At 35.2% G+C, this 7,284-nt stretch carries 6 protein-coding genes, 3 tRNA genes and 1 riboswitch; of the genes, 2 read left to right on the plus strand and 7 right to left on the minus strand.

Translation table 11 applies throughout. The features are described from left to right. Positions 1-10: 10 nt before the first annotated feature. The 4 genes from dapA to lysA are packed head-to-tail and all read right to left on the minus strand — an operon-like array spanning position 11 to position 4,053. Entirely contained in the window at positions 11-880 is an 870-nt protein-coding gene (dapA, locus tag LAB100_RS03435) for a 4-hydroxy-tetrahydrodipicolinate synthase (RefSeq protein ID WP_119325926.1), read from the minus strand. Further along, the gene (locus LAB100_RS03440) at positions 881-2,038 is read right to left on the minus strand and encodes an N-acetyldiaminopimelate deacetylase (RefSeq protein WP_119325925.1); all 1,158 of its coding nucleotides are present in this window, start codon (positions 2,036-2,038) and stop codon (positions 881-883) included. Positions 2,039-2,040: 2 nt separating this feature from the next. After that, a complete protein-coding gene (gene dapD / locus LAB100_RS03445; protein WP_119325924.1) occupies positions 2,041-2,745 on the minus strand; it encodes a 2,3,4,5-tetrahydropyridine-2,6-dicarboxylate N-acetyltransferase in 705 nt (234 codons plus the stop codon). A 15-nt stretch (positions 2,746-2,760) separates the two neighbouring features. Beyond that, positions 2,761-4,053, minus strand: coding sequence for a diaminopimelate decarboxylase (gene lysA / locus LAB100_RS03450; RefSeq protein ID WP_371851209.1), 1,293 nt, complete (start codon positions 4,051-4,053; stop codon positions 2,761-2,763). Between the two features lie 68 nt (positions 4,054-4,121). Further along, a riboswitch (Lysine riboswitch) is annotated at positions 4,122-4,305 on the minus strand. A 145-nt stretch (positions 4,306-4,450) separates the two neighbouring features. Between lysA and LAB100_RS03455 the strand changes: the two genes are divergently transcribed. Continuing rightward, the gene (locus LAB100_RS03455) at positions 4,451-5,809 is read left to right on the plus strand and encodes an aspartate kinase (RefSeq protein ID WP_119325922.1); all 1,359 of its coding nucleotides are present in this window, start codon (positions 4,451-4,453) and stop codon (positions 5,807-5,809) included. A 13-nt stretch (positions 5,810-5,822) separates the two neighbouring features. Beyond that, positions 5,823-6,791, plus strand: a complete 969-nt coding sequence (dapF, locus tag LAB100_RS03460) for a diaminopimelate epimerase (protein WP_119325921.1) — start codon at positions 5,823-5,825, stop codon at positions 6,789-6,791. An 87-nt stretch (positions 6,792-6,878) separates the two neighbouring features. On the opposite strand, the gene LAB100_RS03465 is transcribed toward dapF, so the two are convergent. From LAB100_RS03465 to LAB100_RS03475, 3 genes are all read right to left on the minus strand, one after another. Beyond that, positions 6,879-6,952 (minus strand) — tRNA-Arg (locus tag LAB100_RS03465). Positions 6,953-7,104: 152 nt separating this feature from the next. Then, positions 7,105-7,195 (minus strand) — tRNA-Ser (locus tag LAB100_RS03470). 14 nt (positions 7,196-7,209) lie between these two features. Beyond that, a tRNA-Asn gene (locus tag LAB100_RS03475) sits at positions 7,210-7,282 on the minus strand. Positions 7,283-7,284: the final 2 nt, after the last annotated feature.

Here is a 7,284-nt window from a genome sequence, read left to right on the forward strand (position 1 = left end):
GAAAAAACTCCTAGAGGTCTAAAATTTTGAATAATTTATCTTGTTCTTCATCATTTAAAGGTAAAATTGGCAAACGACAACCACCAACTTGATATCCTAACTTAGTCAAAGCTGCTTTGACCGGAGATGGTGAAGGATACATAAATAAAGCATTCATTTTTGGTGTCAGTTGACGTTGAATCTTACCAGCAGATTTATAGTTACCCTTTTCCAAATCATGATACATTTTGGTAATCTCAGTGCCATAAACATGTGAGGCTACTGAAATGACACCATTAGCACCAATTACTTTAGCAAATAATGCTTGAGCATCTTCACCACTATAAACATTGAAGTCATCATCAGTATGTTCAACTATATACTCTAGATCTTCCAAAGTATTACATTGCTTAACCCCGTCAATATTAGGATTCTTAGACAATTTGACTACTGTTTCTTTTTCCATTAGTACTCCAGTACGTCCAGGAATGTTATAAATCATAATTGGCAAAGAAGAATGTTTAGCAATCGTTTCAAAATGAGCAATCATCCCACGCTGGTTGGGTTTATTGTAATAAGGTACAACCACCAAAGCCATATCAATCCCCTTAATTTCACTGATCTTATCAATAAAATCAATTGTCTGTGCAGTATTATTACTACCAGCACCAGCGATAATTGGAACCCTACCAGCCACAATTTTGACAAAATTACGATAAAGCTCTAACTTCTCAGATTCAGTCAAAGTCGGCGTTTCACCTGTAGTTCCTCCGATGACAAAGCCTTTACTACCAGTTTCCAACAAATGTTCTGTTAATTTTTTCAAAGCTTCAAAATCAATTTGTTCATTCTCATCAAACGGAGTAATTATCGCTGTCATTAAATCAACATTCTCAAACATTTATGCTTCCTCCAAACTCATTCGATAGTTCAAAAAACCTACTACCGCATCAATACCTTTTTTTATTGCTGCTTCATTCGGTAGGAAATCTGCTGAATGGAGTGCTCCTTTGCTTTCAACACCTAACCAAAACATTGTCCCTGGTATTTTATTGATTAAATAGCCAAAATCTTCACCGGTCATTTTAGGATCAGTTTCCTCAAAAACTACTTGTGGCGCTTTTTTCATATAATCAATAAAACATTTTGTCAGAGTTGGATCATTTTCCACAGGATAGTAACCGCCCTGATTATATTCAACTTCAATTTGACAATTAAATGACTTTTCTAAACCAGCTGCAACTTCTTGAATTCGTTGACGAATGAATTCAATCATTTCTTGCGTCAACCCTCGAATCGTACCTTCAATTCGAGCTTCACCTGCAATTACGTTGCGAATTACGCCTGCTTCCATTTTTCCAAAAGTAATCACACCACACTTGATGGGATCAATACTACGGGAAATAATTGTTTGAACTTGATTGATAAAATTGGCCGCAATCACAACAGCATCGTTTGCAAGATGTGGATAAGCCGCATGACCGCTTTTACCTTTAATTATGATATTTACCTCAGTAGTCCCTGCAAACAAAGTGCCGTTACGACAACCAATAACGCCTGTTTTTAGAAGTGGGTTATCATGTAATCCATAAAACTCATCAATGTGATAAGAACCCTTAAAAGCTCCTAAATCATATGCAACCTTACCACCACTTTGACTTTCTTCAGCTGGTTGAAAAAAGAACACCAAATTATCCTTTGGTTGATGTTCACTAAAATAATTCAAAATTCCTAAAGCCACCGTTGTATGTAAATCGTGACCACAAGCATGCATCACTCCGGGATTAGTTGAAGCATATGGTAATCCATTCTTTTCAGTAACAGGTAACGCATCCATATCGCACCGATAACCAATGTTTTTTTGAGGATCAGATCCTTTGACTAACACCAACAGAGCAGTTGGAAGTTCTGGTAGCTCTTTAATTTCCAAATTAGTCTGAGAAAATGATTTAATAATCTCTAAAACATAGGCATGTGTTTTAACTTCGTGCATAGATAACTCTGGAATTGAATGTAAATGACGTCTAATTTTAATTAATTCATCATTGGTTAAAGTCATAATTACAGCTTCCTTAGAGTATTTTCAATTTGAGTTTTATCAGTTGTCTTTTGATCTTTAACCTTTAAAATCTTAGCTGGCACTCCAGCAACGACGGTCCCAGCAGCGACGTCCTTGGTTACGATAGCACCCGCACCAACAACAGCATCATCGCCTACTTGAACTCCTTCTAAAACAACCGCATTAGCACCAACAATGACATTATTGCCAATTCTTACTGGTTGAGCTGAAGCTGGTTCTACAACGCCAGCTAATACGGCATTAGCACCAATATGTGAATTTTCACCTACAATAGCACGTCCACCTAATACGGCTCCCATATCAATCATAGTTTTGGCACCAATTTCAGCACCAATATTGATGACTGCTCCCATCATAATAACGGCGTTATCTCCAATTGTTACCTGATCACGAATGATAGCTCCTGGTTCAATTCGAGCATTGATATGCTTGATATCAAGCATCGGAACACCTGAATTTTGTGCTTCAGTTTCGACATAATAATCGTTTAACTTATTTTCCTTTAAAATTGGTTCAATAATCTTAAAATCACCAATCAAAATTGCCAAGTCATTACTTTTAAAAACTTTGATTTCTGAAGGAAAATCAATTGCTGAGACATCCCCTTGTAAATAAACTTTTACAGGAGTAGCTTTCTTAGAGTTTCCTATATAATTAATAATTTCTTCAGCATTCATTTTTGTCATTAAATCTTCCTCCAATTAATAATCCAAATCTAAACTTGTCAAATCTTGATATGTTTCACGCTTAACGACTAACTTCGACTGACCTTTTTCTACAAAAACAACTGCAGGTCTTGGATTGCGATTATAGTTCATTGCCATTGAATATCCGTAGGCTCCAGTATCTAGAACTGCTAAGATATCACCTGGTTGTGTTTCAGGTAACTGTTGCTGATCAATCAAGATATCACCAGATTCACAATATTTACCGGCAATGTGTGCTGTTTCTATATTTTTCCGATCCATCTTATTAGCAACAACAGCTTCATATTTAGCTTGATACAAAGCTGGTCTAATGTTATCACCCATACCACCGTCAACAGATACATAAGATGCTAAGTTAGGTATATCTTTTCGTGAACCGATCGTGTAAAGCGTATAGCCAGCAGGTCCAACAATGGAACGTCCTGGTTCAATCCAAATCTCTGGAACTTGATCACATTGTTGTTTTAATTCCGTTGCAATCTGGGAAATAAATTCATTTGCTGTTATCGGATCATCATTTTCGTTATAACTAATTCCAAAGCCGCCACCTAAATTGATAACCTCCGGCCAATAATTAAATTTCTCTTGAAATCTCTTAGCAATTTCAACCATTTTTTGAGCTAGCATAACGAAACCTTGTGTTCCAAAAATCTGTGAACCGATATGAGCGTGGATTCCTAAAAGATTCATATTAGAATCTTCTAAAACTAATTTCATCGCTTTATCAGCCTGACCAGATTCAACATCAAAACCAAATTTACTGTCAGTTTGACCAGTTTGATCATATCTATGTGTATGAGCAGAAATTCCTGGAGTCAAACGTAACATGACTTTGATTTGTTGCTTCTCATTTTTCAAAATATTTGATAACAATTCAATTTCATGAAAATTATCTAACATTATCACGCCAACATGATTTTGAACCGCCATGACCAATTCATCATAAGATTTATTATTTCCATGGAAACTGATCTTGTCACTTGGAAAACCTGCTTGCAATGCTGTATATAGTTCACCACCAGAGACAACATCAATATGAACATTTTCTTGTTTCATAACTTGATAAATTGCTTTAACAGCGAAAGCTTTGCTTGCATAACTAATTTGATATTTTAAATTAGCCTTTTCAAATGCAGATTTAAATTCTTTTATTTGGCTACGGATTTGATCGATATCAAATACATATAGTGGCGTACCGTATTTCTTGGCTAAATCAACGCTATCAATACCACCTATCATTAAATGTCCGTTCTTACTAGTCAAATCATCTATAATCATAATTTCCACTCCTTTTACCAAATAAAAAAGATCCCTTTGCTTATCAACAAAGAGATCCACGCATAATCTGCATCAATTTTGTCATAAGCTCAACGTGACTGACACTTTAGTCACGACAGTTCGTATTATCTTATTAATACGCCCCAGCTAGCTAAGCCCTGTAAAAACTTAGTGCTTCGGCAATTTTCCCTTTCAATGAGTTCTAAGCTTTTACAGAAGCTCCCTCATTTACTAATGTTAATTGCGACCTCTTTTGTTGGTATTAAGATTATAACAACACTCATAATACGTCAAGTAATATTAAGAATATTCTCATATTTCTAATAAAATCTATTTTTTTCTTGTCATAACAACCAAAAATGATACACTCATCATTAAAAACTATTTAATTTTAGAGGTGCATCGTATGAAGGTTGTCAAGTTTGGTGGCAGTTCCTTAGCTACTGGAGAACAGTTTGAAAAGGTTATTAATATCATCAAGGACGATTTTGAAAGGAAAATTATTGTTACTTCAGCTCCAGGAAAACGATTCAGTGGCGATACAAAAGTTACAGACTTACTCATTGAGTATGCCAATGCTGTAATTGAAAACGAAGATCAAACAAATATAGTTAAAGAAATTATTTCAAGATATCGTGAAATCAGCGATCATTTTAAACTTAATGAATCTGTGATCACGCTTCTAAAAAATAAATTATTCAATTTAGCGACTACAGATTTTGTAGATGATGACCATTTGATGGCAGCATTTAAAGCCCACGGGGAATTTTTAAACGCTATTTTATTGAATGAAGTTTTGAATGCTCAAGGTATTAAATCTGTCTTCGTTGACCCCAAAGACGCCGGCATTATCGTACATGGTCAGCCAAATGATGCAGATATTTCACCAGAAACTTATACCAACTTGAGCAATTTTAAGTTAGCTGATGATACTAGAGCAGTTTTCCCAGGTTTCTTTGGATATAGCCAAGATGGTTCTATCTTTACTTTCTCTCGTGGAGGTTCTGATATCACAGGGGCATTATTGAGCCGAGGTTTAAATGCTGATTTGTACGAAAACTTTACTGATGTAGATGCAATTTATGTAGCCAATAACCACGTTGTTAATCATCCACAGGCTATCAAGAAAATGTCATACCGAGAAATGCGTGAATTATCATATGCCGGATTCTCAGTTTTTCAAGATGAAGCGATTATTCCAGCTGTTAAAGGACAAGTACCCGTCAATGTTAAGAATACCAACAATCCTAGTGCTGAAGGAACTATGATCGTCCCAGAACAATTCCTATTTAATCCTGCCAACCAAGTAACCGGAATCGCTTGCTCGAAGAGATTTTCAGCCCTTTATATTCACCGCTATCTTTTGAATAAAGAAGTTGGATTCACTTTAAAATTATTACAAATCTTTTATAAATATAATATTTCTTACGAACATATGCCCTCTGGTATTGATGATTTAACAGTTATCTTTGACCGTACTAAACTTGATAAAACAACAATCAAACATCTTTGCCACGATGTCAAAGAAGTCTTACAGCCAGATTATTTGGAATGGATCGACGATTATGCAATTATTATGGTAGTTGGTGAGGGTATCGCTCATAATGTTAATACTTTGGGTGAAATTATTGATTCTTTAACCAAGAACAATATTGCCATTCATATGATCAATCAAGGTGCCTCAAGAATTTCAATTATGATAGGTATTCAAGAATCAGACGCCGACAATGCAGTTAGAAAAATTTATAAGACATTCTTCAATTAATGAGGTGAATAAATTGGTAAAATTACTCAAAGTTCATGGTTCAGAAAATAAATTTTTTATTTTAGATCAAACATTACTCGAAAAAGCTTTAACAGATAAAGAACTAATCGCACTAGCAATTGATCTATGCACCAATATTCTTGGTGGTGCCGATGGTTTGTTAGTTGTTGGTACTAGTGATAGCAGTTTAGGAAAAATGCGTGTTATCAATGCTGATGGTAGTGAGGCCAAGATGTGCGGTAATGGTCTACGAACCATTAGTCGTTATTTATCAGAAAAATATCAATTAACTAATTTCAAAGTAGAAACAATGGAATCAGATTTAATTGTTTCTAAAGCTGAGGATTTTTATCCTGGAGTTCCGGCCTTTAGTGTAGAAATTTCTCCTATTTCTTTCCAAAAAAAAGATCTACCATTCTCATATAAGAATCTTAATGAGATGATAGATCAAAAGGTACCTGAATTTATACCAGAACAAACCTTTTCAGCCGTGGCTGTACCTAATCCACATTTGATTAGCTTTGTTCCTGACATTAGTCAATTAGAACTGGGAGATTTGGGACAAAAGCTTAATGGTAAAAACAAATACTTCCCTGAAGGGGTTAATGTTAGTTTCAGTCAAATTCTAGACAACAACAGCCTATTTGTTCAGACTTACGAACGCGGCGTCGGCTTTACCAATGCTTGTGGTACTGGAATGTCCGCTACTAGTTTAATTTTTGCAATGTTGCATCCAGATCAATTCGATCCAGAAGAAGACATTACCGTTTACAATCCTGGCGGTTTAGTTAAAACTCATATCACTCTGAATAAGCAAAATAAAGAACAAAGTCAAATCAAACTAATTGGCAATGCAACTTTCACGCATGAGATAAATATTGATGAAACTGACCTCCATAAAGATTCCTTAAACAATATTGTAGTTAATGAAACTGCCGAAGAAGTAGCTTACCAAGATTTTGTTAAAACTATTTCTGATTAATATTTAAAGATAAACATTATTTATGATGTTTATCTTTTTTTGTAGAAAAAAAGACTTATGAGATAAACTCATAAGTCTTTTATATGATGCGCCTAGTAGGAGTCGAACCTACAACCTTCTGATTCGTAGTCAGACACTCTATCCAATTGCGCTATAGGCGCATATCAATAACTCAACGAAATTAATTATATCATACATATTATATTTAATATACATAATTTTTATAAATACTTTCGAAAAGCTTTGTTACAAAACCTTGGAAGTAAACCTACAAAAAATGTCTCTGCACCTTTATGCAAAGACATTAGGCTTACGGAGAGTAAGGGATTTGAACCCTTGATACAGGTCAATACCCGTATACATGATTTCCAATCATGCTCCTTCAGCCACTCGGACAACTCTCCAAGGTAAAAAAAAACTCCGGATGTCAGACTCGAACTGACGACACCCTGATTAACAGTCAGATGCTCTACCAACTGAGCTAATCCGGAAT

It is taken from the genome of Companilactobacillus musae, from assembly GCF_003967595.1.
Classification (GTDB): Bacteria; Bacillota; Bacilli; order Lactobacillales; family Lactobacillaceae; genus Companilactobacillus; species Companilactobacillus musae.